Genomic DNA, 24,611 nt, shown 5'->3' with positions numbered 1-24,611 from the left:
CATGACAGACGTCAGTGTGATCGTCATCGTCTACAACGACGCCGATCGCCTGCCAGACGCGGTGCGCTCCGCGCTCGATCAGTCTCATCGAAGCGTCGAAGTGATCATCGTCAATGACGCGAGCACCGACGGTACCCGTCAGGTCGCCGACGCGCTGGCCGCGGAGAATCCCGATCGCGTGCGGGTCATCCACCGCACGGAGAACTCCGGTGCCGGGGGACAGCCGCGCAACGACGGCATCGAGGCGACGCGCAGCACGTACCTGATGTTCCTCGACAGCGACGACACCCTGGACCGGCACGCCTGCCGGAACCTCGTCGCGACGGCGGAGGAGACCGGCGCCGAACTCGTGTCCGGGTGCTGCTGGCGGGTCTTCCCGGAGAGGAAGGAGGAGCACCCCTGGTTCCGGCGGCTGTACCGGGAGCGGGCGGTCTACTCCTCGGTCCGGGAGTGCCCGGACCTGATGTACGACACGCTGTGCACCAACAAGCTCTACCGCCGGGACTTCCTCGACCGCGAACAGCTGCGATTCCCCTCCGGGCTGTTCTACGAGGACCTGCTGTTCTGCACCGAGATCTACCTCGCGGCGCGGATGATCGCGGTGATCCCGCACCGCGTCTACAACTGGATGGTCTACGAGAACTCCGACCGGCCGTCCGTCACCAACCAGCGGGCCCGCCTGCGCAACTTCGCCGACCGGCTGGAGATCTTCCGCCGCATCGGCGAGGTGTACGACCGGTACGGCGCCGACGACCTCAAGCTGAGCCGGGACGTCAAGTTCCTCAACTACGACCTTCCGCTCTACGTGCGGACCCTCCGCAGCCGCGAGCCGGAGTACCGCGCCAAGTTCCTGGAACTGGCCGCCGGCTACCTGAACGAGCTCGACCCGCGCGCCTATGAAGAGGCGAAGCAGATCAAGGCGATCATCGGCTTCATGGTCGCCAAGGGCGACTATGAGGGCGCGGTCTCGGCGATCGAGTACGTGCCCAAGAAGGGCGGCAAGGCGCGGCTCGCGACAGAGCTCGTCGAGCGCGACGGCCGGGTCTTCTGGTCCGCGGACTACCTCGACGACGAACGCGCCCGCTCCGTCCTCGACGTGACCGATCTCGGGTTCCACTCGATGCCGCTGAAGAGCCTGACGCTCGCCGGGCGGGTCACCGAGATGGACCTGAAGGGAAGCACGCTCCACGTCGCCGGTGACGTCGTCAACCCACTGGGTCGCATCGACTCCGCCACGAAGCTCCGCGCCGAACTGGAGTTCCGCGACCGGCGGCGGTCTCGCCGCGTCTTCGGCATCCCGGCCAAGGTCGAGCACGCCGGCGGCCGGATCCGCTGGCGCGCCGACAGCCAGCCGATCCGGCAGCTGCGGCCGCTCGGGTTCGTCGACCAGACCTGGAGCCTGCGGCTGCGCCTCCATGTCGGCGACGACCAACTGGTGATCCGGCTGACCGCCGACGAGGCCGTGCACAACCACCTGGAGGTCCCGGTCCGGCCCCGGCTCACCCGGCTGGCCGGTGATCACCTGCAGGCCTACGTCCCGGAGTCCGGCGAACTGGCCCTCCGCATCGTCGCCCGCCAACTCGCCGCGCGGTGGACCCTCGCCGTCCTGAGCGCGCTCGCCAAGACGCCGTACGGCCGGCGCTGGTGGCAGACGCTGCTGCGGGCGGAGAAGGGCATGCGGGACTCCTTCCAGAGCCCCAAGACGAAGGTCAACTTCTACTCGAAGGTGTTCACCCGGCTGCCGATCCGCCGCCGGACGATCGTCTTCGAGAGCCATCTCGGCAAGCAGTACTCCGACAACCCGAAGTACATCTACGAGGAGCTGCGCCGGTCCGGTGCCAAGTACACCGCGATCTGGGCGTACGCCGGCAGCCCGACCGGCTTCCCCAAGGACGCGAAGCTGGTCCGCCGGGGCTCGTGGGCCTACTACCGGGCGCTGGCACGCGCCCAGTACTGGGTCGACAACCAGGGCTTCCCGCGCGGCGCCACCAAGCGCCCGCAGACCACCTACATCCAGACCTGGCACGGGTCGGCGTACAAGCTGATGGGTGCGGACTCCCCGGAGACCAAGCGCGGCACCCAGGCGCACCGGGCCCGGCACCAGCAGATGGTCGACCGGTTCGACTACTTCGTGATCCGCTCCGAGCACGACGCCCAGACCCTGGCGAAGGGCCTCGGCGTACGCGCGGAGCTGGTGCGCAGCGGCTATCCGCGTAACGACGCCCTCGTGAACGGCGGATCGGGCGCCGCGTTGCGCAAGGAGCTGAAGCTCACCGACGACCGCAAGGTGGTGCTGTACGCGCCGACGTTCCGCAACGGCCCGAACGGCAAGCCCGAGAAGCGCTTCGAGCTCCCGTTCGACGTCGAGCGCTTCGCGAAGGAACTCGGCGAGACCCACGTGCTCCTGGTCCGCCCGCACTACCTCAGTACGGCCGTACTGCCGCCGAGCCTGCGCGGCACCGTCCGCAGCGTCGCCGACGTACACGACGTCACCTCGCTGCTGCAGATCACCGACGCGCTCATCACCGACTATTCCTCGGTGATGTTCGACTACGCGCTGCTCGACCGCCCGTTGCTCTTCTTCGCCCCCGACCTCGAGGACTACGTCCGCTCCCGCGGTTCGTACTTCGACCTCGCCGAGGAGGCGCCGGGCCCGGTGGTCGGCGACGAGGAGGAGCTGTTCGCGGCGCTCGCCGACCTCGACGGCGTCGGCACGCGCTACGCCAAGCAGCGCAAGCGCTTCGCGGAGAACTTCGGCGAATACGACCAGGGCACCGCGGCGAAGCAGATCGTTGAGAGGTTCTTCTCGTGAGAGACGTCTTCATCGTCAGCAACAGCGTCGACGAGCTCGGCGGCCTGACACGCTGGGTCCATCACATCGCCCACCTGTTCTCCGAGCGTGGCCACCGCGTGCACCTTGTCGGGGTGACGCACGCCAAGGAGAAGTACGACTACGGCGACGACTTCCCCGTCACCGTGCTGCACGACACCCACCCTCCGGCACGGGCGAAGGGACGGCTGCGCGAGCTCCGCCGCCGCTCGGTGCAGCGCAAGGGCGCCGAGAAGCTCAGCGCCCTCTTCCGTACGGCCCGCCCCGGCGGGATCGTCATCGCCGCCCAGGTCTGGGCGATGGAGTGGGTGGCCCTCGCGGACACCGCCGGCATGCCCGTCATCGGGATGAGCCATGAGTCGTACGCCGCGTCGCAGGAGTCGTCGCGCTTCGGGCGGGTACAGAGCTACTTCTCCCAGGCCGACCGGCTGCTCGTGCTCACCACCGAGGACGCCGACGCGTGGGCCCGGAAGGGCATGTCCAACATCGACGTCATGCCGAACCCCGTACACGTCACGCCCACGGCCTTCCCGGACCTGACCGAACCCGTCGTCGTGGCGCTCGGCCGTCTCTCGTACGAGAAGGGCCACGACATGCTGCTGGAGTCGTGGGCGCGGGTGGCGAAGAACAATCCATCCTGGAAGCTGCGGGTCTTCGGCGCCGGGCCGATGGACGAGACGCTGCGCCGTCAGGCCGATGAGCTCGACATCACCGTCGACCTGGCCGGCATGACCAACGACGTCCAGGGCGCCCTGACCAACGCGTCGATCTACGCGCTGCCGTCGCGCAGTGAGGGCTTCCCCATGGGCATCCTGGAGGCCATGGCGTACGGCCTGCCCGTCGTCGCGTTCGACAGCGCACCCGGCATCCGTGAACTCATCACCCATGAGATCGACGGCATCCTCGTCACCCCCGGAAACGTCATCGAGTTCGCCGAGGCGCTCGAACGCCTCATGGGTGACCCGGGGCTCCGCGCCAAGTTGGGGGAGGCGGGGCGGCGGTCGGTCCAGCGGTTCTCCGCCGACGTGGTCGTCGACCGGTGGGAGCGGATGTTCGACCTGGTCTACCGCTGACGCAGCGGACGCAGTCGTCGCAGCGGCCGGGGCAGGGAGCGTCCCGCCGACCCGGCCGCTAACGTCCGCTCGTCCCGCCGGGCTCGCTCCCAGGTGCACGGCCGTGCGGGTGTCGCCCGCTCCTCCACGCCCTGGATGGCCAGGCTCATCAGGCTGATGAGCAGCGACCCCGCGGTGTCGGTGTCCAGGTGCACGGTCACCCAGTCGTCGCCGGGCCGGATGGCGATCTGACCGGACTCGGCGAGGACCTGGTCCAGCCGGTCGATGAACGGCCGGGTGAGCCGCAGGTCGGCTTCGTCACCGGTGTGCAGATGAAGGATCTGGGTGCCGCGGAACGCGAATCCGCGCCCGACGCCGCACGATGGACGACCGGTGGCCAGCCCGGGCCAAGCCGTCAGTTGTGCAGCCACTCGTTCGGCTGTGCTCCGGCTCTTCGGAGGGCCTGTCACGGCCTCAGGATCCCGTGCCTCCGCCTTTCCCATAAGGGCTCGCGCCTCAATCGTTATCAAGGGATTTACCGTTCTCTTCCCTTTCCCGCCACCGCCGGGACGCACACCGGCCGTTTCGGCCGTCGAGGCGGCCGGTTGGTGAAGGTCGTACGGTGGACGGGTGATTTCTCGTAGCGACGTGGAAGCGGCCAGGGCCCGTATCGGAGCCCGGGTCCGTACGACGCCGGTGTTCGACGACGGCGACCGGTGGCTGAAACTGGAGCAGCTCCAGCACACCGGATCGTTCAAGGCGCGCGGGGCCTTCAACCGGATCCTCGCGGCCGCCGAACAGGGCGGGCTGCCGGACATCGGCGTGGTGGCGGCCTCGGGCGGCAATGCCGGGCTGGCCGTCGCCCATGCCGCCCGCGAGCTGAACGTGCCCGCCGAGGTCTACGTCCCGGAGACCGCACCCGCCGTGAAGGTGGCCGGGCTCAGGGCGCTGGGCGCCGCCGTCGTCCAGGTCGGCCGCGAGTACGCCGAGGCGTACGACGCCGCCACCAAACGCGTCGCGGACACCGGCGCACTGTTCTGCCACGCCTACGACCAGCCGGAGATCTGCGCGGGCCAGGGCACCCTCGCCCTCGAGTTGGAGGAGCAGACCGGCGGCGTCGACACCGTCCTGGTCGCGGTGGGCGGGGGCGGGCTCATGGCGGGGATCGCCGCCGCCCTGGAGGGCCGGTCCCGTGTCGTCGCCGTCGAACCGCACGGCTGCCCGTCCCTGAACGCCGCGCTCGCGGCCGGCGAGCCGGTCGACGTGGAGGTCTCCGGCGTGGCGGCCGACTCCCTCGGCGCCCGCCGGATCGGCGACATCGCCTTCGCCGTCGCCCGCCGCACCGGCGTGACGTCTCTCCTGGTGAGCGACGAGGACGTGGTGGCGGCCCGGCGGGAGCTGTGGCGGAGATACCACCTCGTCCTGGAGCACGGCACCGCCGCCGCGTACGCCGCCCTCCTGACCGGCGCCTACCGCCCCGTTCCGGGCGAGCGCGTCGCCCTCATCTGCTGCGGCGCCAACACCGACCCGGCCGATCTGACAGAACGTGAAACTCTGACCACCACACAGTGAATCCCTTGTAGCGTCAGCATGGTGGAATCGCTGAGTAGGGATCTGTATCGCCTGCCTCCTGAGGGAGATTTCACGGCGGATGATCTCGATTCGATTCCCGATCTGCATCCCCATACAGAACTGATCGATGGCAGTCTCGTCCTGGATGGACCTCAGACCAACGTCCATATGCTGGCGGTCTCCCTTCTGGCGATGGGACTGCGCCGACTCGCCCCATCCGACCTGCGAGTGCGTCACGATATGACGATCACCATCGGCCGTCGGCAGCGGCCTAAGCCCGACGTTCTGGTGGTCCGTACGGCGGGTGAGACCGGTCTGGATCAGACCACTTATCGACCGGAACACGTCGTACTCGTCGCCGAGGTGGTGTCTCGGGACTCTGCCGAGCGGGATCAGGAGCGGAAGCCCCAGCTTTACGCCGAAGCAGGCATTCCGCATTTCTGGCGCGTGGAGCACACCGGATGGCGGCTGACGGTCTACGTGTACGAACTCGACCCCGCGACGAAGGCGTACGCGCTGACCGGTGTCCACCATGACCGGCTCAAGTTGACGGTGCCGTTCGACCTCGATGTCGATCTCACGGAGATCGATCGGCTCTGACGGGGTCTCAGATCCAGTCGCGTCGGCGGAAGACGATATAGAGGGCCACGCCGGTGATGACGAGCACGACGATGCTCGTCAGGAAGCCCCAATGCTGGCCGAACCCCGGATACGGGACGTTCTCGCCGTAGAAGCCGGTGATGGCGGTGGGTACGGCGATGACGGCCGCCCAGCCGGTGAGCTTCTTCATCACCAGGTTGAGGTAATTGCCCTGCATGGCGATGCGGGTCTCCTGCAGGCTCGTCACGACGTCGCGCAGGCTCTCGGTCCACTCGGTGGCGCGCAGCACATGGTCGTAGACGTCCTGGAAGTACGGCGCCATGGGGGCCGGAACGACCTTCAGGTCGCGCCGGAGCAGGGTGTTGACGACCTCCCGCATGGGCAGCACGACCCGGCGCAGCAGGGCGAGGCTCTTGCGCAGCCGGTAACTCCGCTTCTGGGTCTCGCCGTCGGCCATGCGCCCCGCGAACAGGCCCTCCTCGAGGCCGTCGATCTGGTCGTCGAGCGCCTGCACCGCCTCGAAGTGCCCGTCGACGATCAGGTCGAGCAGCCCGTGCAGGAGGTACGCGACGCCGTACTGGGCGAGGTCCGGGGTTCCGTCCCAGCGTTCGAGGAGCCCGTCGAGCTCGAAGCCCTCGTCCGTGCGTACGGTGACGAGCGCCCGATCGGTGATGAACGCCGAGATCTCGTGCTTGTCCAGATCCTCGCCGTCGGAGATGAGGCGTACCGAGTAGGCGTTCAGGAAGAGGTGTCCGTCGTACCGGTCGAGCTTGGGCCGTTCGTGGTGGCTGGTCGCGTCCTCGACGGCCAGGGGGGACAGGCCCAGCTCCTCGCTGATGAGATGGAGGCCCTCGGCGTCGGGGGCGCACAGGTCGAGCCATACGACGGTGCCGGGTTCGGCGAGGTAGTCGCTGATGCGGTCGGCGGGGAAGTCCTCCGCCTCGAGCCGGCCGTCACGCCAGACCCTGGTCCGGGGCTTCAGATCCATGACATGAACCACATTCGGGCGTGCCAGGAGGAATAGGGCAGGATCTGCCCCGCCAGCACGGGATACAGGTAGTAGAAGTTGGCCAGGACGGTGAGGACGTACGCGCCGGCGACCGCCGCGCCGAACACCCGGCGGCCCGGGGGCGCGGTGGCCGGGCCGATGATCAACCCGATGGTCAGCACGATGGACAGCACCATGAACGGCAGCATCGGAGTGGCGTAGAACAGGAACATCGTGCGGTGGTTCAGACCGTAGTAGAACCAGGGCACCCAGCCGGCCAGGAATCCCAGGAGCGTGGCGCCCGCCCGCCAGTCGCGGTACACCAGCCACCAGGCGGCCAGTACGAGCAGCGTGACGATGGAGACCCACCAGATGGCCGGGGTGCCGATGTCCAGCACCTCCCGCGAGCAGGTGGACGCCCCGCAGCCGGACGGCTGGGTGTAGTAGAAGGCCACCGGCCGTTTGAGGACCAGCCAGTTCCACGGCCAGGACTGGTAGTCGTGCTTGACCGTGAGCGTGGTGTGGAAGTGCCACATCTGCTGGTGGTAGTCCCAGAGACGGGGCATCGCCTGGAAGAACGCGTTAACCGGGCCGGAGGCGACGCGGCCGCGGCCCCAGCCGCCCGCGTTGAAGATCCATCCGCTCCACCAGGCGACATAGGTGATCGCGCTGAGCACGACGACGGAGAGGAACGCGGGAATGGCCTCGAAGGCGAACACTCCGGCGTACGGACTGCGCACTCCGGCGGCCCGCCGGGAGCCCATCGACCACACGAGGGTCAGGACGCCGAACGCCGCGATGTAGTACAGCCCGGTCCACTTCGTCGCGGTCGCCGTACCCAGGCAGAGGCCCGCCGGGATCAGCCACCAGTGCATGACGAACGGGCCGAGGCCGTCGTCGTCACCGCGTTCGGCGATCTTGCGGGCGAGTGTGGCCCGCGAGACGTCCCGGTCGATGACGAGGCAGGCGAACGCGGCCAGGATCCAGAACATCACGAAGATGTCGAGGATCGCCGTACGGCTGGTGACGAGGTGCATTCCGTCCACCGCGAGCAGCAGCCCGGCGGCGGTGCCGAGCAGGTTGGAGCGCGTCATCCGCCGGGCCACGCGCGCCAGGATGAGCACCGACAAGGTGCCGAACAGGGCCGCCGAGAAGCGCCATCCGAACGGTGTCATGCCGAACAGCCACTCGCCGACGGCGATCATCCACTTGCCGGCGGGAGGGTGCGCGATGAAACTCCCGCCGTTCGCCCAGATGTCGAGGTTCGGCGGGTGCTGGAGCAGGAGCTTGTCGGCGTCCTTGACCGTGTTGTGCTCGTAGCCGAACTTCAGCAGCGCATACGCGTCTTTGGCGTAGTACGTCTCATCGAAGATCACGGCTCTCGGCCTGCCGAGATTCCAGAATCTCAGCACGCCCGCGAACAGGGTCACGATGAGGGGGCCCAACCAGCCCAGCAGCCTGCCGCCCGGCACCTCCGGGCTGAGCCACTGCCGCAGCGAAGGTGGTCTTCTTCTTCCCTGCTCGAGCCGGGTCTCGGGTTCGATTCCTGTCATCGCCACCACCCCGACATCGTACGGGCGGAAGCCGAGGTAATCGTGCACTTCACTGTCAGAAGCGAGCCGAGCCGGATCGCGCGCGTCGTCCGGACCGAGGAACTCCGGGACCAGGGTGACCGGAGCGTGGGCGGGGGCGCGTCGTCCGGACCGAGGGAAGACGGCCCACTGGGCGCCCGCGAACCGCGCTCGCGGAGCGAGCGCGATTGAGCATGGTCGAAGATGGAGGCGTGGAGAACATGGGGACGCTGACGCTGGCCGCCGCACCGATCGGGCGAGTGGAGGACGCGTCGGCGCGGCTGCGCACCGCCCTCGCCGAGGCTGACATCATCGCCGCGGAGGACACCCGGCGGCTGCGCCGGCTGGCCGCCGATCTGGGTGTCTCCCCGTCCGCCCGCGTGGTCTCGTACTACGACGCGAACGAACGGGCGAGGGCCGCCGAGCTCCTCGACGAGCTGCGCGCGGGGCGTGACGTGCTGGTCGTCACCGACGCGGGGCTGCCGGGGGTCTCCGATCCCGGCTACCGCCTGGTGACGGTGGCGGTCGAGGCGGAGGTGCCGGTCACCGTTCTGCCCGGGCCGTCCGCGGTGACGACGGCGCTCGTCATCTCCGGGCTCCCCAGTGACCGCTTCTGCTTCGAGGGGTTCCTGCCCCGTAAGGGCGGGGAGCGTGGCGCGCGCCTGCGCGGCCTCGCGGACGAGCGGCGCACGATGGTGTTCTTCGAGGCGCCGCACCGGCTCGCCGCGACGCTGGAGGCGATGGCGGCGGCGCTGGGCGCCGAGCGCCGGGCCGCCGTCTGCCGTGAGCTGACCAAGACGTATGAGGAGGTGCGCCGCGGGGGGCTCGGCGAACTGGCCGAGTGGGCCGCCGGGGGCGTACGCGGAGAGATCACGCTGGTCGTCGCGGGTGCGCCGGAGGTGGCGGGGCAGGCGGATGTCGGCGAGCTCGCGGCGGAGGTGGAGCGCCGGGTGGGAGAGGGCGTGCCCCGCAAGCAGGCGATCGCCGACGTGGCGCGAGAGCACGGGGTTCCGAAAAGAGAACTTTATGACGCTGTCGTTGCCTACAAAGCGGATCATTGACCATCATTTGAACTTATCTTTGCGGATGCTTACAGGCGCTAAGTGCTGCTTGGTGGGGAAAAATGACTCGGGTGCGTATTCCAAGCGCGTACGCCGATTCCCCCGGGGGTGACGCAGATGCACGAATCCATGATCTCACGCGAGATGTGGACGTATGAGTGCCTGACCTGCGAGCACGAATGGAGCGAGGAATTCGAGGTCGGCTACTGTGCCGACGGGCACGGCGGCGAGGTCGTCTACTACCGCCGCAAGGGTCATCGGTGCACCTCCCCGTGGGCGGAGCCGTTCTGCCCGTCCTGCGGGTCGTACGACGTCAAGATCCTTCCCCCGGGCCGGCCGCGGAGCCAGGCCGTCCCGCCGCAGCGCCACGGGGAGCTGGAGATGCTCTTCAAGCTCCGCCGGCTCCACGCCTACTGATCGACCGGCGTTCCGCGGGCCGCCCGCAGAAGACGCCGGGGACGGCCGTGGGCAGGTCCTATGCCGGAACCGCGTCCTTGGGCGATGATTCCGCCGTACTCCCGCCGGTCGGCAAGGCCCGGGCCAGCCGCCGGCGGGGTTCGGCGGAGAAGGCGATCGCTGCGGCGATGCAGGCAAGCGGAACCGTCGGCAGGACATACCGGTAGTCGAATTCGGCGGTGGCCGGTGGAACCAGCAGCAGCCCCGTCGCGGTGATCCAGGGCAGGAAGGCGGCTCCGCCCCACCGCCGCCAAAGGGGGACCAGGCCGACCAGGCCGATGATGAGGATGCCGCCGAGCATCGTGCCGCGAAGATAGACGAATCTCTGGTAGTCCCGGATGGCCGTCGCGTATGGGGTGACCACCCTGGTCGTCGGGTCACCTCGCTCGTACGCCTTGGCGTCCTCGGCGGCCGTACGATCCTTGCTCACTCGCCACGTTCCAAGAGCGCTGGGGTGCGTGCCGAACTCGTACGCCATGTAGGTCGCTCGATCCGGATAAACCGTGCGATCCCACTGGAACGTCCGCAGAAAGTCGGCAGCGGTGACCCTGAGGTAGTCGCCCGGCTGAGCCAGGATCGCTCTCTTCGCGAGATCGTTGGCCAGCGCGTTCTGTCGTGCGGTGAACCTGTCCACGTCGATGCGGTGCAGGGCGGAGCGGCGATCCCAGATGTAGGACTGGGAGAACGGGAGCCGATGCTGACGCTGGATGCAGAGCGGATACTCCTCGACGGGCGGATTGATCTTCTTACAGTCCGCGAACTCCATCACCCGTGCGTAGAGAAAGATCCCATTGCTCTCGGTCAGCCCCGGCTTGCCGTACCAGGACCAGAACCAACCCGCGTAGGCCGCTATCGGCAGTGCGCAAAGAGCGATCGTGGCGACGAAGGCCCGCCAGTTGATGCGGCGGATCAGGAAATACACCATGACGGCGAGCAGCACCGGCAGGCCGACCGAACGGGTCAGCGACGCGAGGCCGAGCAGGAGCCCGACGATCCCGCCGACCTTCCAGGTCAGCTGCGTACCGTGCCACAGCAGTAGCGTGACCACGGACACGAGCAGTACCTCGAACATGGTGTCGGAGAGGATCATGTGCTCGAGTTGGATCTGGTAGCCGTCGAACAGCACCGGGGCGGCGGCCAGTGTGGCGCCCCAACCCGGCAGCCGGAACCTCTTGCGGAGCAGCGCGTAAATCATCACCGCGCTGGCCATGCCCATCAGATGCTGGACGGCCGCGACGAGTACGAAGCTGTGGAAAAAGCCCAGGACCCACAGCAGGAGCGAGTAGCCGCTGGGGCGGATGGGATGCGGAAAGGGCGACAGCGCCACGTGTACATAGTCGAATGAGTCGCTGAACCACATGACCGGCCGGTAGCCGATCATCGCGACGATGCGGAGCAGCGCACCCGCCATCACCACGAGGGCGAAGACACGGTGCTTGCGCACCATGGCCCACGCGGCATGTGGCAGTGTCCTGATGCCGCCGCTCAATTCAGGGTCAGCTCCGGCGTCTCGACGTCTGGGTCACGGCTCGATCGTTCCTTGGGCGCTTCGCCATGGTCGTCCTTCTTGAAGCGTTGGACGACGCGCCAACGTCCCATCCCGCGAAGCGCGATCGCGGCGGCGACGCATGCCATGGGCACGGCCGGGAGCACGTAGCGGTAGTCGAACTCCGCGGTGCACGCCGGAGTCACGATCATCGCGGCGGCGATGCCCCACGGCAGCAGTGCGCGGCCGCCGAGTCTCCGCCACCGAGTCATCATGCCCAGCAGGCCGCCGAGCAGGATGACGCCGAACATCGTGCCTCGCACGTAGAAGTGCCTTTGGTAGAACCGCATCACACCGCCGAACGGCTCCACCACCCTGGTCGCCGGGCTGTGACCGTATTCCAGCAGCACCGTCATGATGCTCGGAACGGGCCGGGGTTCTTTCCGTTGGAACTCGTATCTGTCATACGTCATCTTGTCGGGAAAGACGGTGCGTTTCCACTTGAAGACCCGAAAGACGTCATAGCCGACGACTTGGAGATAGTCGCCGGGCTGGGCTGCGATGGCGCGCCGGGCGAAGCGTCCGGTCAGGTCGTTCTTGGAATTGGAGAAGGTCTGGCCGACGGGCCGGTGAAGCGGAGAGGCCCGATAGTCCCATACGTAGGACTGTGAGGAAAGCCGGCGGTCTCGTGGCACGGCGGTGCACAGCGGGATTTCGTCGACCGGCGGATGGATCTTGTTGCAATCGGCGAACTTCATGACGCGCGCATAAAGGAAGGGTCCGTCGCTGTTGCTCAGCGCGTATCTGCCGTGAACAGAATGGAACCAGAAGGCGTACCCCACCAGAAGAACCGCGGCGCCGGCGGTCGTTGCTCCGAGGGCCCGCCAGCCGACCCGGCGGATGAGGAGGTAGGCAAGGGTCACGATCAGGACGCTGAGGCCGATCGATCGCACGAGCACCGCGGAGCCGACGAGCAGCCCGACCACGGCGCCGCGAGAAGCGGTCATCTCCTGCTTCGAAAGGATGATCGTGACGACGACCATCGTCAGGAACAGGAACGGCACATCGGACATGACCATGTGTTCGAGCTGGATCTGATACCCGTCGAGGAGCACAGGTGCCGCCGCGAGGGTCGCTCCCCACGCGGGAAGGCCGAATCTGCCCCGCAGCAGCGTATAGATCATCATGCCGATGCCGAGACCCATGAGATGCTGAAGCGCCGTGATCAGGGCGAAGCTGTGAAAGGGGCTGAGGAGCCAGAGCATGAACGCGTAGCCGTCGGGCCGGACGGGGTGCGGTGACATGTGGAGCGCGGTGTCGACGTACTCGAACCCGTCGTTGAACCACATCGCCCAGCGGTAGCCGACCATGGTCACGATGCGAAGCAGGAGGCCGATGGTCAACACGGTGGTGAACAGACGGTGCTGCGAAGGACGCAGGCCAGTGCCCGGAATCGGCAGGTCAGGTGCTGAGGCGAACGATGGGAGGACCCGGCGTAGGCCCTGGAGTTTCCTCAAGACAGCTCTGACCTCCCTGGTCTGTGCGTATCCTGGACGACCCAAAGCGACACCATCAGTCTGCTAAACCAGTGGATCACTTCGGGGCAACGGTCGGTCACAAGTAGCATGTCGCCCGAGCACCTGGCTCGGAGCGGCCCGTGCGCGGTAAGGCAACCGTGGCCATGCCCGGAACATTATGAGCCTAGCTCTTCATACGGGGTGATCACTCCCATTCGTCCGGAGGAGATGACGTGGAGCTCTCGGTAGTGATGCCGTGCCTCAACGAGGCCGAGACCGTCGAGACCTGTGTCCGCAAGGCGGTCTCGTGCCTGGAGGACAACGATATCGACGGTGAGGTCATCGTCGCAGACAACGGAAGCACAGACGGGAGTCAGGCACTCGCCGAGGCAGCGGGCGCGCGCGTCGTCGACATCGAGAGCAAGGGATACGGCAACGCGCTCATCGGCGGCATCCGGGCGGCCCGCGGCGAATACGTCATCATGGGGGACGCCGACGACTCCTACGACTTCACGGCGCTCATGCCCTTCGTCGAGAGGTTGCGCGAGGGCGCCGACCTGGTGATGGGCAACCGGTTCGAGGGCGGTATCGCCCCGGGGGCCATGCCCAAACTGCACAGGTACCTCGGCAATCCGGTGTTGAGCTTCATCGGCCGCCTCTTCTTCCGCAGCAAGATCGGAGACTTCCACTGCGGTCTCCGGGGCTTCCGGCGTGACAGCGCGCTGGCACTCGGGCTGCAGTCCAGCGGTATGGAGTTCGCGAGCGAGATGGTGGTCAAGGCCACACTCCAGGGGCAAGGGATCGTGGAGGTGCCCACGACGCTCTCGAAGGACGGCCGGAGTCGCCCGCCGCACCTGCGCAGCTGGCGGGACGGCTGGCGGCATCTGCGCTTCCTTCTCCTCTACAGCCCCCGCTGGCTCTTCCTGATCCCCGGCCTGCTCCTCATGACACTCGGGCTGGTCGCGGGGATCGCCCTCTCGTTCGGCCCGGTCCGGCTCGGCGATGTGCGCTTCGACGTGGACACCCTTGTCGGCGCCTCGGCGGTGGTGGTCATCGGTTTCCAAGCGGTGCTGTTCGCGCTGCTCACCAAGGCCTACGGAGTCGCTGAAGGGTTCTTGCCCTCCGATCGGCGGGCACGCTGGCTGCTCGGTTCTTGGAGCTTCGAACGAGGTCTGGTCATCGGCGGGCTGCTAGCCCTTGCCGGACTGGCGGGCATGACGGCGTCGCTCGTCCACTGGCAAGGCCGGAGTTGGGGCCAGCTCGACCCGACACAGTCGCTGCGGATGGTCGTGCCATCGGCGACCGCGCTCATGATGAGCTTCCAACTCGTGCTCGGCTCGTCCTTCCTGTCGATCCTGGGCATCCGCCGGGCCTCGCATCCGGCGACCGAGACCGCGGGGGACGACTCCCTCACCGTGCAGCAGGCGGTGCTCACCCGATCCAAGGCGGACGAGTCCAAGGCGGACGAGTCCGAGGAGGACGAGCCCGACGTCGTCGAGGCCGAGAAGGCCTGAGACGCTCGATGCCGGATGTAATCGATCCTGTCCGACTGGTGGCACGGCTCGCGGTCTTCGGGGTGGCCGCGACGCTGATGATCGTGGGCTGGCGGCGGGGCTGGAAACCCTCGCTGAGGGTGACCCTCCTCACCGCCATCGGCCTGCGCGTGCTGACGATGGCGATCGGTGGCGATTTCAAGCCGTACGACCTCAATATCGACTTTCACCGTGCCGGGATCAACGTTCTCAATCATCGAGACCCGATCCTGAACGCCCCGCAGACCGGCTGGAACTATCTGCCGACCTACGCCATCTTCCTTGCCGGCAATGTGTTCATCGAGCGTCACTTCGGCGTGCCGTGGATGATGATCAGCAGAGTCGGACCGATTCTCTTCGATCTCGGGGTCGTCGTGTTGGTCGGCCTGCTCGCCGGGCGGAAGCATGCGCCCGCGGCCCGGTTTCAGTACGCCACCAACCCGCTGATCATCATGGTCGCGGCGATTCACGGGCAGATGGAGCCCCTCTGCCTGCTGTTCGCCGTCGGGTCCTTTGTCCTCATTCGGCGGGACGGGCCAGATCTCACCGGCCGGCGCGTCCTCCTCGCAGGTGTCCTCATCGCGCTGGCGATCTCTGTCAAGACGTGGCCGGCGCTGTTCATCCCCGCGCTGCTCATCGGGCTGCCCGACTGGCGACGCAGATGCCGCCTCCTCGCGGCGATGTCCGGAGCGCTCATCGTGCTGTTCGTGACGATGCCGCTGACCGTCGGAACACCCGTCCGGCAGCTACCGAAGGTCATGAGCGTCATGCTCGGCTACCACCCGATCGTGGGCACCTTTGGCTGGAGTTCGGTGGTGATGTGGCTGCATCCGGTGCCGACGGCGAAACTGCTGCACGACCCGTTCTCCGCTGCCATAGGCAGCGTCGGGTCCCTGCTCACGCTGGTCGCCATCGCCGCCGCCGTCTGGTGGTGGCGACGTGCTCATCCGGTGGATATCGCCATGGTCAGCGCGTCGACGTTCCAGTTGGTCACGGCCTCGCACGGCGTGCAGTACCTGTCGTGGGCCATGCCGTTCGCGACCGCCCGCCCGACCCGATGGACCGGGTTGATGGGCATGGCGCTCAGCGTGTACGCGGCGTTCGGCTACTACGTGATGACCCTGGTCCGCAACTGGCGGCAGCTCGCCCCCTGGTACTACATGGCGAGCCTTCTGGTCATTCCGGTGATCGCACTCGCGTTGCCCTGGGGGCGCAGGCAGGTCTCGCCGGCAGAGGGCGACAGCGAGCCCGCCCTTGCGGGAGCGGTTCCATGACCGGCCCGTCTCCCAAGGGCGAGCCGGTCCCGAGGACTCGTCCCGCCGCGCTCCTGACGCGAGGACGCGCGTTGTTGAAGGCGCACTGGCTCTTCGCCGCGGTGCTGGCGGCCGCCACCGCGTTGCGGGCGCTGACGATGCTCGGCCTCCGGCCGGCCGAGATCTACTGGTACGACTCCTACGAGTACCTTCGCTTCGCGCTGCACCCGAAGCCCGCCCACGACCTTCACCCGGGAGGGTACGGCTTCTTCCTCCTTCTGCTGCGCCCGTTCCACAGCATCGTGCTGATCATCGCGATCCAGCACCTCATGGGCCTGGCCATCGGTCTGTTGACCTATGCGGTTCTCCGTCGCCGGTCGAGGCCCGTGTGGGTGGCCGTGCTCGCCACGATTCCCGCGCTCTTCGACGTCGAGCTGCTCCATCTGGAGCAGGCGGTGCTCTCCGACACGATGTTCATCCTGCTCATCGTGGGCGCGGTCAGCGTGCTCCTCTGGTCGCCGACGATCTCGACGCGGGCGGCCGTCAGCGCCGGTCTGCTGGTGGCCCTGGCGGCTCTGGTCCGCACCATCGCGCTTCCGCTGCTCATCCTCCTACTGGTCTGGCTGGCCCTGCGCCGGGTTGGTTGGCGCGCGCTTGTCTCGGCGACCGTGCTCGCGATGCTGCCGATCGTCTCGTACGCCTGCTGGTACGACGCCACCTACGGACGGTTCAAACTCGCGGGCGGCGATGGGGCCGCGTTGTGGGCGCGGTCGAGGACCTTCGCCGACTGCTCAGTGATCAAACCCCCGGCCGACGAGGCCCGGCTCTGCCCGGACGGGATCCACCAGGACGCGGCGGCGGAGTACTACTGGTCCGGTGAGATCAACCGGCCGCCGGGCCGGCAGGCGAACGAGGACCTCGCACGGTCGTTCGCCATTCACGCGATCATGGCTCAGCCGGTGGACTACCTCCGCAATGTCGGTGAGGACGTGGCCCTGGCGTTCGCATGGCCCGCCGTGCGCCACCCGCGGCGACTGCCGGCGATCTACTACTTCACGGCGAGGCGCGTACCCCTGTCGGACCATTCCGGTGCCAAGCAGACAATCGCCGCCTACGATCCGAGCGTCCGAGATACCCATGCGGTCCGTCCATATTCGAGCGCGCTCGTGGCGTACAAGGCCCATCTGCCCGGCCCGCTCCTCGGCGTCATTCTGCTGCTCGGACTGTTCGGGATGTGCCGCCGGGGCCCGTCGCCCGGCGGGCGCATGATCGTCCTGTTGCCGTGGGGGGTGGCGACGGCCCTGCTGGTGCTTCCGGTGGTGGTGCTCGACTTCGACCACCGGTACGTCATGCCGGTCCCGCCCCTTGCGTGCCTGGCCGCCGCCCTCGCGTACGGCCGGCGGCCCGCACGGCCTGCGAGGGTGTCAGCGAGCCCAGAGCTCGAGGACGTCGTCGGAGGATCGCCAGAGCAATCTCCACCCGGTCTGAGTACTCGGCCGTAGCCCGCCGGCGATCGGCGGCTCCTGCCCGCGCCATTCGGTGAACAGCAACGGGCCATGACTGGCGGCCGGGGCCAGCTGAGGCCACTCTTGGGGAAACGTTCTGAGCTTCCCGTGCCACTGCCGTTCGCCCCACACCGAGCGGGTGTAGAAGGTGAGCGTCTGCCCGAGGCGGTTGTCCGCCCAGATCACCGGCAGATCATCGCGCCCGCCCAGCCAGACGCGCAGTTCGTTCCACGCCGTGTCGCGCGGCTGTGCCGGGATCACCTTGATGGCCGGGACGAGATAGGTCGCCCCGGTGATGACCGTAAGGGCGGCGAGTAGCGAGGCTCGGATCCGAATGTTCCGGATGCCGCGGGCCATGAGGGCGAGAGTGCCCAGCCCGCCGGCCATGAGGGCGGGGAAGACGGCGAACCAGTAACGGACCAGCCATCCGCGCAGTGAGATGTCGTTCGGATCGAGCAGTCCGGATTGGAGGACGATCGGTACCCACAGGGAGACGAACCACACGAGCGTCAGCGCGAGCCGACGGTCTCGGGTGACCGCCCATCCGATGACGTTGAGTGCCAGTGCGATGAGGAACAGGATCCCAAGGGGGTGCCAGTCATGCATGGCACGCACGAACGAGTTGAACGCCAGCAGGCGGGAGTCCGGCTCGGCGGGCGCACCGCCATGGTCGGCGGCCGCGCGGAGCTCGGCGAGCGGGTCGCCGAAGACCAGGGCATTGTGCACCAGGGCCATGGCCAGGAGGCCGAGCATCGGCATGGCGACGACGACGATCCGGCGCATCGGGATGCGTAGCAGCAGGAGAAAGATCGGTATCCCGACGAACATGAAGGCGATGAACTCGCGGAAGAGGTAAGCGGATCCGAAACACGCTCCTGCGGTCAGCAGGAGGTACGTCTGAGGCCGTCCCTTCCTACGGCCCGCCACGATGAGTGCGGCCATCCCCATGGAGAACAACCCCGCGCCCGGCATGTCGGGCAGTACCGTCCCCGCCGACCAGGTCACGTCCGAGCTGAACGGACTGGCCAGGGTGAAGAACGGGTGCACGAGCAGCAGCAGAGTCGCGACGAGCCCGACGACGTCGCCGAAGAGCGTCCGGACGGCGAGATAACAGCCGACGAAGAAAAGGCATCCACCGATCGCGGCGGTGAGGACATAGGCCGCCTGTCCCGGGCCGAGCAGTTCCTGGGACACCCGGGACGTGAACAGCAGCCCCAGGCGCGTCACCTGATGGGGGACCTCCACGAACGGTTGCCGGTGCAGCGGGATGTGCGGCCACAGCCTGGCCGCGCGGAACACGTAGTACGGGTCGGCGTACAGGGGAGGGGGCATGATCAGCCACTGCATGAGCACGCTGCAGGCCGCAACCAGCGCCGAGAACCAGAGCACACGTCTGCGCAGGCATCGCATCAGGAACTGGCGACACGCTCGTCCGGCGACGCGGCCCTGCGGGCGATGCCGGATGATCGCTTGACGCACGGGGGTATGGGTCATGACGGGTTTCAACCTCTGCTGATGTGCGAGGGGCGATGCCAGAGTGTGGCCCGGGACAGGCGGAGGGTAGCTGAAATCTGGCGGTTCATTGGTACTGATCCTGCCATTGCCGCAGGTCACTAAGCATCTGGCGGACGATATTTTCAGGCAACGTTCAGCTGGTGCCGTGCCGCAACGCCGTCGCGGCACGTGATCGCCTGTGCGAGCTTCGCAGACGCGGACGTGTAATCCGCCGTCCGCCCCAGGGGCGGCTCGGCGACCTGCCCGAGTCACCGCTGCCGTGGCTGCTCGGAGCGGCGCGCGTATTCAAACAGTACGACACCGGCCGGCGGCGGCAGGTGCTCACCGACCGGCTCACGGCGTCGGTCGCCGAACAGGACCTGACCGGCGTGGACGTGGCCGAGCAGGTCGTCGAGCGCGACGCCGCCAAGGAACTGCTGGCGGAGCGGCCGCGTACAAGCTGCTCGCCGCGCAGGTGGGCATCCGCACGGTCGGCCGGTTGAAGGACCGGATGGGCCGCGCCGGGAAAGGGCGTGCGGCGCCGATCGAGGGCCGGTGCCGCACGCCCGGAGCCCGTGGGAGAAAGTCGATATCGGAATGAGTCATCGACGGGTGCCCCGTAGGCTAAGCACATGTCCAGCCGTCACATCCTGACCGCGCCCGCCTGGCCGTACGCCAACGGGCCCCGCCACATCGGGCACGTCTCCGGTTTCGCGCTGCCCGCCGACATGTTCAGCCGCTACCAGCGGATGGCGGGCAACAAGGTCCTGATGGTCAGCGGCACCGACGAGCACGGCACCCCGATCCAGGTGCAGGCCGACAAGGAGGGCGTGTCGGCCCGCGAGCTGGCCGACCGCTACAACCGCGTGATCGCCCAGGACCTGCACGGCCTCGGCATGACGTACGACCTGTTCACCCGGACGACGACGCGCAACCACCACGCCGTCGCCCAGGAGATCTTCAAGGGCCTCCACGACAACGGCTACGTCTTCGAGAAGAAGACCATGGGCGCGATCTCGCCGTCCACGGGCCGCACCCTGCCCGACCGCTACATCGAGGGCACCTGCCCGATCTGCGGATACGACGGGGCGCGCGGCGACCAGTGCGACAACTGCGGCAACCAGCTCGACCCGATCGACCTGATCAACCCGCGGAGCCGCATCAACGGCGAGAAGCCGAAGTTCGTCGAGACCGAGCACTTCTTCCTCGACCTGCCCGCGTTCTCCGAGACCCTCGGATCGTGGCTGCAGGGCAAGGAGGGGCTCTGGCGGCCGAACGTCTACAAGTTCACCCGCAACCTCCTCGACGAGATGCGGCCCCGGCCGATCAGCCGGGACCTCGACTGGGGCGTGCCCGTGCCGCTGCCGGGCTGGGTCGACCGGCCCGACAAGCGGCTCTACGTCTGGTTCGACGCCGTCGTCGGCTACCTGTCGGCGTCGGTCGAGTGGGCCAGACGCAGCGGCGACCCCGACGCCTGGCGTGCCTGGTGGCAGAACCCCGACGCCGAGACGTACTACTTCATGGGCAAGGACAACATCGTCTTCCACGCCGAGATCTGGCCGGCGATGCTGCTCGGCTACAACGGCGAGGGCGACAAGGGCGGCACGCCCGGTTCCCTCGGCAAGCTCAACCTGCCCACCGAGGTGGTCTCCTCGGAGTTCCTCACCATGGAGGGCAAGAAGTTCTCCTCCTCGCGTCAGGTCGTCATCTACGTGCGCGACTTCCTGGAGCGATACGACGTCGACGCGCTGCGCTACTACATCGCGGTCGCCGGCCCGGAGAACCAGGACACCGACTTCACGTGGTCGGAGTTCGTCCGCCGCAACAACGACGAGCTCGTCGCCGCGTGGGGCAATCTGGTGAACCGCTCGGTCTCGTTCGCGGCCAAGAACATCGGTGAGATCCCGGCCGCCGGCGAGCTCACCGACCTCGACCGGGACGTCCTGGAGCGGTCGCGCAAGGCGTTCGACGCGGTCGGCGCGGAGCTGTCGCGCTCACGGTTCAAGAACGCCGCCAACGAGGCGATGCGCACGGTCGCGGAGGCGAACAAGTACCTGTCCGAGCAGTCGCCGTGGAAGCTGAAGAACGACGATCCCGAGCGGATGAAGACGATCCTGCACGTCGCACTGCAGCTCGTCGACGACGCCAAGTCGCTGCTCACGCCGTTCCTGCCGGCGTCGTCGGAGAAGGTCCACCGGATGCTCGGCGGCCAGGAGGAGTGGAGCGGAGCCCCGGAGATCCGCGAGGTCTCCGAGGACGGCGGTCCGGACTACCCGGTCCTGACCGGGTCGTACGACACCCAGGCCCGCTGGGAGTCGCGGCCGATCGCCGCCGGCACACCGCTGGCGCCGCCCAAGCCGCTGTTCGCCAAGCTCGACTCCTCGGTCGTCGACGAGGAGCTGGCCCGGCTGGAACAGTCCTGACCCGGCGCTCATGCCCGGCCGCGTCACCGGGCAGGTTGCCCATATGAGCGAGGGGGCGGATATGAACGCGTCCAACGGGTTCCGTGGAGCGGCCTTCCCGCCGCTGCCCGAGGCGTTGCCGGTCGAGGTGTTCGACAGCCACTGTCACCTGGACATCCTCGAGGTGCCGATCACGGAGGTACTCGCCGCCGCGCACTCGGTCGGCATCCGGCGGGCCGTGACCGTGGGCTACGACCTGGCCTCGTCCCAACACGCCGCCGACGCGGCCGCGACCTACGACGACGTGTATGCGGCGGTGGCGATCCACCCGAACGACGCGGGTGACGCCACCGCCGACATCCTCGCCGACATCGCCAAGCTCGCGGCGCTGCCGTACGTCCGCGCCGTCGGCGAGACCGGGCTCGACTACTACCGCGACTGGGCCGCCGTCGAGGACCAGCAGCGGTCGTTCCGCGCCCACATCGACATCGCCAAGCGCGCCGGCAAGGCCCTCGTCATCCACGACCGGGACGCCCACGACGACGTGCTGCGCATCCTCGCGGAGGAGGGTCCGCCGGAGAAGGTCGTCTTCCACTGCTTCTCCGGCGACCGGGAGATGGCCAAGGTCTGCGCCGACCACGGCTACCACATGAGCTTCGCGGGCAACGTGACGTTCAAGAACGCCACCGACCTGCGCGAGGCCGCGGCCGTGGCGCCGCTGGACCTGCTCCTGGTCGAGACCGACGCCCCGTACCTCACCCCCGTGCCCCACCGCGGCAAGCCCAACGCCCCGTACCTCGTCCCGCTGACCGTCCGCCGCCTCGCCGAGGTCAAGAACGTCGACCTCGCCGAGCTCTGCACCGCCATCGCCACCAACGGCGAACGCGTCTTCGGCCCCTGGTAAGACCGAATTACGGCGTGGGAGGTATGACAGTGAGTGAACGGGGGATGTCGGACGCTGAGGCGGCCGATTTCTACTACGAGCATCGAGACGACCCGGACATATGGGGCGAGCAGGTAGACGCCAAGATCTCCTGGAAGCTCGACAGCGTCGTCTCGGTCCGCTTCAACTCGACCGAGATCGAGCGGATCCAGCAGGCAGCTGACGAGGCCGGACTGAGTCTGTCGTCATTCATCCGCCGTGCCGCCCTGACGGCGCCTGGCGCAGAGGTGCTCGATATCGATCGAGCGCGCAAGGACATGGCCCAAGCACGCCGCTTCGTGCTCGACGCGCTGAAGGCGCTGCACGCGTGATCGGCGGCGGTCGCGCGGTGATCGCCGGGGTTCCTCAGGCGGCGAGCCCGCTCGCGCGGTTCACCCGGGCGAGTGAGTCCTCCAGCACGTTGGCCGCGTCATACGGGTCGCGGGTCGACCCGTACGCGTAGCGCGTCGACGCGGGCCCCGACGAACTCGTCGAACCTATGGCGTTCGCGTGCTCTCCTGTCCCCGAGGACGGCCGGAGCACACAGACTGTTGCACGTACGGGAGACTGTGCGTGTGGCTGAACGACTTCTCGGACCGACGGACGTCCGCACGCTGGCCGGCGGGCTGGGGTTGCGGCCGACCAAGACCCTCGGCCAGAACTTCGTGATCGACGCGAACACGGTGCGGCGCATCGTGCGCGACGCAGAGGTGGGAGCGGAGGATGTGGTCCTGGAGGTCGGGCCGGGCCTCGGTTCCCTGACGCTCGCACTGCTGCCGGCCGCGAGCCGCGTCGTGGCCGTCGAGGTCGACCCGGTGCTGGCGCAACGACTACCCGCGACCGTCGCCGAGCGCGCCCCCGATCTCGCCGACCGCCTCGACGTGGTCCCCGACAACGCTCTGCGGGTCACCGAGCTGCCCGGTTCGCCGCCGACCGCGCTGGTCGCCAACCTGCCGTACAACGTCGCGGTGCCGGTCGTCCTGCACCTCCTGGGGGCGTTCCCATCGATCCGGCACGGGCTGGTCATGGTTCAGGCCGAGGTCGCCGACCGGCTCACGGCGAGCCCCGGTGGCAAGGTGTACGGCGTTCCCTCGGTGAAGATGGCCTGGTACGCGCACGCCCGCCGCGCCGGCAACGTCGGCCGCGCCGTCTTCTGGCCGGCGCCGAACGTCGACTCCGGACTCGTCGCCTTCACGCGCCGCGAGCCGCCGTCGACGTCCGCCTCGCGGAAGGAGGTCTTCGCCGCGATCGACGCGGCGTTCGCGCAGCGTCGCAAGACCCTCCGCGCGGCCCTGGCCGGCTGGGCCGGTTCGGCCCCGGCGGCGGAGGAGGCCCTTCGCGCCGCCGGAGTGGACCCGAGCGCCCGCGGCGAGTCCCTCGACGTCGCCGCCTTCACCCGCATCGCCGAACACCGGCCCCCGTCGCCTACGATCGGTTGACCGTGACCCCTGTGACCGTGCGCGTGCCCGCCAAGGTGAACCTCCAGCTGAGCGTCGGACCCGTCCGCGACGACGGCTACCACGACCTCGTCAACGTCTTCCACGCCGTCTCGTTGTTCGACGAGGTGACCGCAGTACCGGCCGACGCGCTGAGCGTCACCGTCGAGGGACCGGCGGGCGTGCCGACCGGCCCCGACAACCTCGCGGCCCGCGCCGCGACCCTGCTGGCCGAGCACATCGGCAGGCGCCCCGACGTGGCGCTGCACATCCGCAAGGACATCCCCGTCGCCGGCGGCATGGCCGGCGGCAGCGCCGACGCGGCGGCTGCCCTGCTGGCCTGCGACGTGCTGTGGGAGTCCCGGCTGGACCGCGAGACGCTGCTCGAACTCGCCGCCCGCCTCGGCAGCGACGTCCCGTTCGCCCTGCTCGGCGGCACCGCCGTCGGCCTCGGCAGGGGAGAGCGGCTGACCCCCGTCGAGGTGCTGGGAGAGTTCCACTGGGTGTTCGGGTACGCCGACGGCGGCCTGTCCACGCCCGCGGTGTACGCCGAGTGCGACCGCCTGCGTGAGGCGGGGGAGCAGGACAGCGTGTGGCCGAGGGTCTCCGACGACCTGATGGCCGCCCTGAAGACCGGCGACGCCGAGGCTCTGGGCCGCGCCCTGCACAACGACCTGCAACCGGCAGCGCTGAGCCTCCGCCCGTCCCTCCGCGAGGCCCTCGCAACCGGCCGCGACGCGGGCGCCCTGGGCGCCATCGTGTCCGGCTCGGGGCCGACGTGCGCCTTCCTCGCCGCCTCCCTGGGCCACTCCGCCGAGTTGGCCGCCGCTCTCAACGAGTCGGACCGATTCGCCGCCGTACGTCCGGCTGTCGGCCCGGTCTCAGGCGTCACCTTGGTCTGATTTCGCCATGTCGGTGAGGCGGGGACGCGAGG

The 24,611-nt window shown here is 68.3% G+C and carries 21 protein-coding genes; 15 read left to right on the top strand and 6 right to left on the bottom strand.

What is annotated here, in order from left to right; genetic code table 11:
• Position 1: 1 nt before the first annotated feature.
• Both NE236_RS17575 and NE236_RS17570 read left to right on the top strand, forming a co-directional pair.
• Entirely contained in the window at positions 2–2,812 is a 2,811-nt protein-coding gene (locus NE236_RS17575; protein WP_252843075.1) for a bifunctional glycosyltransferase/CDP-glycerol:glycerophosphate glycerophosphotransferase, read from the top strand.
• Positions 2,809–3,903, top strand: a complete 1,095-nt coding sequence (locus NE236_RS17570; RefSeq protein WP_252843074.1) for a glycosyltransferase — start codon at positions 2,809–2,811, stop codon at positions 3,901–3,903. The genes NE236_RS17575 and NE236_RS17570 overlap by 4 nt, the downstream gene beginning before the upstream one ends.
• Here the strand turns inward: NE236_RS17570 and NE236_RS17565 are convergent.
• On the bottom strand, positions 3,894–4,313 hold the full coding sequence (locus NE236_RS17565) for a luciferase domain-containing protein (protein ID WP_252843073.1): 420 nt from the start codon (positions 4,311–4,313) through the stop codon (positions 3,894–3,896). The genes NE236_RS17570 and NE236_RS17565 overlap by 10 nt on opposite strands.
• 199 nt (positions 4,314–4,512) lie before the next feature.
• On the opposite strand from NE236_RS17565, the gene NE236_RS17560 reads away from it, so the two are divergent.
• Together NE236_RS17560 and NE236_RS17555 are read left to right on the top strand one after the other, a co-directional pair.
• On the top strand, positions 4,513–5,454 hold the full coding sequence (locus tag NE236_RS17560) for a threonine/serine dehydratase (protein ID WP_252843072.1): 942 nt from the start codon (positions 4,513–4,515) through the stop codon (positions 5,452–5,454).
• 18 nt (positions 5,455–5,472) lie between these two features.
• Complete coding sequence (locus NE236_RS17555) at positions 5,473–6,054, top strand: Uma2 family endonuclease (RefSeq protein ID WP_252843071.1); 582 nt, start codon at positions 5,473–5,475, stop codon at positions 6,052–6,054.
• Between the two features lie 7 nt (positions 6,055–6,061).
• On the opposite strand, the gene NE236_RS17550 is transcribed toward NE236_RS17555, so the two are convergent.
• Both NE236_RS17550 and NE236_RS17545 read right to left on the bottom strand, forming a co-directional pair.
• Positions 6,062–7,042: a magnesium transporter CorA family protein gene (locus NE236_RS17550; protein ID WP_252843070.1), complete on the bottom strand. Its 981-nt coding sequence runs from the start codon at positions 7,040–7,042 to the stop codon at positions 6,062–6,064.
• Positions 7,033–8,595: a dolichyl-phosphate-mannose--protein mannosyltransferase gene (locus NE236_RS17545; protein WP_252843069.1), complete on the bottom strand. Its 1,563-nt coding sequence runs from the start codon at positions 8,593–8,595 to the stop codon at positions 7,033–7,035. Before NE236_RS17545 ends, NE236_RS17550 begins: the two co-directional genes overlap by 10 nt.
• Before the next feature lie 212 nt (positions 8,596–8,807).
• On the opposite strand from NE236_RS17545, the gene rsmI reads away from it, so the two are divergent.
• Positions 8,808–9,674, top strand: a complete 867-nt coding sequence (gene rsmI, locus NE236_RS17540) for a 16S rRNA (cytidine(1402)-2'-O)-methyltransferase (protein ID WP_252843068.1) — start codon at positions 8,808–8,810, stop codon at positions 9,672–9,674.
• A 117-nt stretch (positions 9,675–9,791) separates the two neighbouring features.
• On the top strand, positions 9,792–10,091 hold the full coding sequence (locus NE236_RS17535) for a hypothetical protein (protein ID WP_252843067.1): 300 nt from the start codon (positions 9,792–9,794) through the stop codon (positions 10,089–10,091).
• A 58-nt stretch (positions 10,092–10,149) separates the two neighbouring features.
• Here NE236_RS17535 and NE236_RS17530 read toward each other — a convergent pair whose 3' ends face one another.
• Complete coding sequence (locus NE236_RS17530; protein WP_252843066.1) at positions 10,150–11,577, bottom strand: hypothetical protein; 1,428 nt, start codon at positions 11,575–11,577, stop codon at positions 10,150–10,152.
• Positions 11,578–11,615: 38 nt separating this feature from the next.
• A complete protein-coding gene (locus NE236_RS17525) occupies positions 11,616–13,022 on the bottom strand; it encodes a hypothetical protein (RefSeq protein WP_252843065.1) in 1,407 nt (468 codons plus the stop codon).
• Positions 13,023–13,366: 344 nt separating this feature from the next.
• On the opposite strand from NE236_RS17525, the gene NE236_RS17520 reads away from it, so the two are divergent.
• Genes NE236_RS17520 through NE236_RS17510 form a run of 3 tightly spaced genes read left to right on the top strand, consistent with a single transcriptional unit; the run spans position 13,367 to position 17,420 of the window.
• Entirely contained in the window at positions 13,367–14,647 is a 1,281-nt protein-coding gene (locus tag NE236_RS17520) for a glycosyltransferase family 2 protein (RefSeq protein WP_252843064.1), read from the top strand.
• Between the two features lie 38 nt (positions 14,648–14,685).
• Positions 14,686–15,939, top strand: coding sequence for a glycosyltransferase family 87 protein (locus NE236_RS17515; RefSeq protein WP_252843063.1), 1,254 nt, complete (start codon positions 14,686–14,688; stop codon positions 15,937–15,939).
• A complete protein-coding gene (locus NE236_RS17510; protein ID WP_252843062.1) occupies positions 15,936–17,420 on the top strand; it encodes a hypothetical protein in 1,485 nt (494 codons plus the stop codon). Before NE236_RS17515 ends, NE236_RS17510 begins: the two co-directional genes overlap by 4 nt.
• Here the strand turns inward: NE236_RS17510 and NE236_RS17505 are convergent.
• On the bottom strand, positions 17,343–18,917 hold the full coding sequence (locus NE236_RS17505) for an ArnT family glycosyltransferase (RefSeq protein WP_252843061.1): 1,575 nt from the start codon (positions 18,915–18,917) through the stop codon (positions 17,343–17,345). The two genes, NE236_RS17510 and NE236_RS17505, sit on opposite strands and share 78 nt — an antisense overlap.
• A gap of 161 nt (positions 18,918–19,078) precedes the next feature.
• On the opposite strand from NE236_RS17505, the gene NE236_RS17500 reads away from it, so the two are divergent.
• The 6 genes from NE236_RS17500 (at position 19,079) to NE236_RS17475 (ending at position 24,579) form a co-directional block, all read left to right on the top strand.
• Entirely contained in the window at positions 19,079–19,420 is a 342-nt protein-coding gene (locus NE236_RS17500; RefSeq protein WP_252843060.1) for a hypothetical protein, read from the top strand.
• A gap of 129 nt (positions 19,421–19,549) precedes the next feature.
• Complete coding sequence (gene metG / locus NE236_RS17495) at positions 19,550–21,340, top strand: methionine--tRNA ligase (RefSeq protein ID WP_252843059.1); 1,791 nt, start codon at positions 19,550–19,552, stop codon at positions 21,338–21,340.
• Positions 21,341–21,401: 61 nt separating this feature from the next.
• Positions 21,402–22,223: a TatD family hydrolase gene (locus NE236_RS17490; protein ID WP_252843058.1), complete on the top strand. Its 822-nt coding sequence runs from the start codon at positions 21,402–21,404 to the stop codon at positions 22,221–22,223.
• 44 nt (positions 22,224–22,267) lie between these two features.
• Positions 22,268–22,573, top strand: coding sequence for a plasmid mobilization protein (locus NE236_RS17485; RefSeq protein ID WP_252843057.1), 306 nt, complete (start codon positions 22,268–22,270; stop codon positions 22,571–22,573).
• 243 nt (positions 22,574–22,816) lie between these two features.
• Positions 22,817–23,680 (top strand): 16S rRNA (adenine(1518)-N(6)/adenine(1519)-N(6))-dimethyltransferase RsmA, encoded by an 864-nt coding sequence (gene rsmA / locus NE236_RS17480; protein WP_372494370.1) that lies wholly within the window; start codon positions 22,817–22,819, stop codon positions 23,678–23,680.
• An 11-nt stretch (positions 23,681–23,691) separates the two neighbouring features.
• The gene (locus NE236_RS17475) at positions 23,692–24,579 is read left to right on the top strand and encodes a 4-(cytidine 5'-diphospho)-2-C-methyl-D-erythritol kinase (RefSeq protein ID WP_252843129.1); all 888 of its coding nucleotides are present in this window, start codon (positions 23,692–23,694) and stop codon (positions 24,577–24,579) included.
• The last annotated feature ends 32 nt before the right edge of the window (positions 24,580–24,611 follow it).

Source organism: Actinoallomurus purpureus, assembly GCF_024055795.1.
Taxonomy (GTDB): domain Bacteria; phylum Actinomycetota; class Actinomycetes; order Streptosporangiales; family Streptosporangiaceae; genus Actinoallomurus; species Actinoallomurus purpureus.
The sequence above is the reverse complement of the archived record's forward strand: the minus strand, read 5'-3'. Positions and strand labels throughout refer to the sequence as shown.

Coding starts and splice junctions, on each gene's coding strand:
- NE236_RS17575 (WP_252843075.1), top strand. CDS start 2: ATGACAGACGTCAGTGTGATCGTCATCGTCTACAACGACGCCGATCGC.
- NE236_RS17555 (WP_252843071.1), top strand. CDS start 5,473: ATGGTGGAATCGCTGAGTAGGGATCTGTATCGCCTGCCTCCTGAGGGA.
- NE236_RS17550 (WP_252843070.1), bottom strand. CDS start 7,042: ATGGATCTGAAGCCCCGGACCAGGGTCTGGCGTGACGGCCGGCTCGAG.
- NE236_RS17545 (WP_252843069.1), bottom strand. CDS start 8,595: ATGACAGGAATCGAACCCGAGACCCGGCTCGAGCAGGGAAGAAGAAGA.
- rsmI (WP_252843068.1), top strand. CDS start 8,808: ATGGTCGAAGATGGAGGCGTGGAGAACATGGGGACGCTGACGCTGGCC.
- NE236_RS17535 (WP_252843067.1), top strand. CDS start 9,792: ATGCACGAATCCATGATCTCACGCGAGATGTGGACGTATGAGTGCCTG.
- NE236_RS17530 (WP_252843066.1), bottom strand. CDS start 11,577: ATGGTGCGCAAGCACCGTGTCTTCGCCCTCGTGGTGATGGCGGGTGCG.
- NE236_RS17510 (WP_252843062.1), top strand. CDS start 15,936: ATGACCGGCCCGTCTCCCAAGGGCGAGCCGGTCCCGAGGACTCGTCCC.
- NE236_RS17505 (WP_252843061.1), bottom strand. CDS start 18,917: ATGACCCATACCCCCGTGCGTCAAGCGATCATCCGGCATCGCCCGCAG.
- metG (WP_252843059.1), top strand. CDS start 19,550: ATGTCCAGCCGTCACATCCTGACCGCGCCCGCCTGGCCGTACGCCAAC.
- NE236_RS17490 (WP_252843058.1), top strand. CDS start 21,402: ATGAACGCGTCCAACGGGTTCCGTGGAGCGGCCTTCCCGCCGCTGCCC.
- NE236_RS17485 (WP_252843057.1), top strand. CDS start 22,268: ATGTCGGACGCTGAGGCGGCCGATTTCTACTACGAGCATCGAGACGAC.